The sequence below is a fragment of the Candidatus Cloacimonadota bacterium genome (assembly GCA_012516855.1).
Lineage (GTDB): Bacteria > Cloacimonadota > Cloacimonadia > Cloacimonadales > Cloacimonadaceae > Syntrophosphaera.
In genome coordinates, this window is record JAAYWB010000101.1 from 1 (window position 1) to 1,502 (window position 1,502).

Sequence of the window (1,502 nt, forward strand, 5' to 3'; positions counted from 1 at the left end):
CACCTCCTTCAGCCAGAGAGGTAATCCATTTGAAAAAAGAGCCAAAAAAATGATTAGCCTCAAGATGTATGAGGTTCATCACAAAGAAGATACATGCGACCCAGCTCTCTGAGGTCTCTTTGAGTCTGGCTCGTATTTGATTCAGTGCGTATCCGTTCTTACCCTGTCCGAACTTGCCTTCTATACGATTTCTTTCAGCAGCTTCTTTCCTTGCTTTCCTCTTCTGAGAGTAACTCTGTTTTTCCTTTGCCGGCCTTCGACCCAATGGTGGTGCCGTAATCTTTATATCCCTTTCTTTCAACCATCTCCTGTTCTCCTGAGTGGCATATATCTTATCAACCTGCACCAGTTCCGGGTAATGACCGTGCAATGCTCTGTATTCTTCTACCTGTTTGATCAAGTCGCCGGCTTCGTGATAGGCGTCCCAGCTAAATGTAGTTATCCGGGCAAAACCATCATCAAGGCTAACCCCAAGCTTGGACCCAAACTCTATCTGCGAGCCAAGCTTCCCTCTTGGAATAGGACGAACATGTGGCTGATAGATACTGACAATGCGGTCCGCGCAACTATGGGTATTGGTATCATACATGTACCTCTGCTGCTGGTAGGCAGTCCGGATAATCCACAGCAAACGAAGATCCCGGTGAGTCACAGGCATTTGTTCTCCCCTTAACTCAACCTGATCTAACATACGATCTATGTGCTTAATATCACGCTTCAGGCTCTCCAGCAGCTTACGTGTCATCTTACGGTGAGTGGCTTCAGTTTTCTTCTTTTTCTTTGAGTAATCAAGCCAGTCCTTATCCATGGTACGCCTATAAGTCCTGGGCTTGACTCCCTGACTTCCGGCGTGATGGTATAACTTGTCAATCAGACCTTCACACTTCTTCCTGCTCTCGTTCAATATCCCGTTATCGGTCGGGAAGGTAATATACTGATCGGCTACAGTGGCATCTGACTGAAGCTTCCCTTTGTTCGATGGTTCATCAGAGTCTTCTTTCTTATGCTTCTTATTATGTGAACCGTCCTTCTTGCCTTTAACGGTTCGGATTAAGTCCGCACTCATAGAATCAAACTCCTTATGTCCAACTCTTTTCCGTATCTCAACAAACAGTGAGGGATCAAATACCGGATCAACTTTGAACTCCTTCAACCCTACAAAATACTGCATATACAAGTTTTCCTGAATGGCCTGTATAACACCCCTGTCATCCAGCTTCTCCAAATGTTTGATTATCAATGCCCCAAGTACTGTGCGCGGAGAAACTCCGGGACGACCTAAATCACTGCTCATCAACGTCATATATATACTGGCGAACTTATCCCAGGGTACAACCCTGGCCAGTTTAACCCAACGGTTTTCGGCGGACAGGTTTGCCCGAAAGGGGGTCTTGAATTCTTCAATTGTCAACTGTTTCTCTGAAATATACCGTACCATAATGCAAGCTTTATGAAGGCAATCTATGTTTTTACTTGCATTTTTGCTAATTCCCAGATCGAAA

The 1,502-nt window shown here is 45.1% G+C and carries 1 protein-coding gene; it reads right to left on the minus strand.

Annotated elements, in window-relative coordinates:
* On the minus strand, positions 1-1,411 hold a 1,411-nt coding region (locus GX466_08645; GenBank protein NLH94261.1), incomplete at its 3' end, for an IS5 family transposase.
* Between the last annotated feature and the right edge of the window lie 91 nt (positions 1,412-1,502).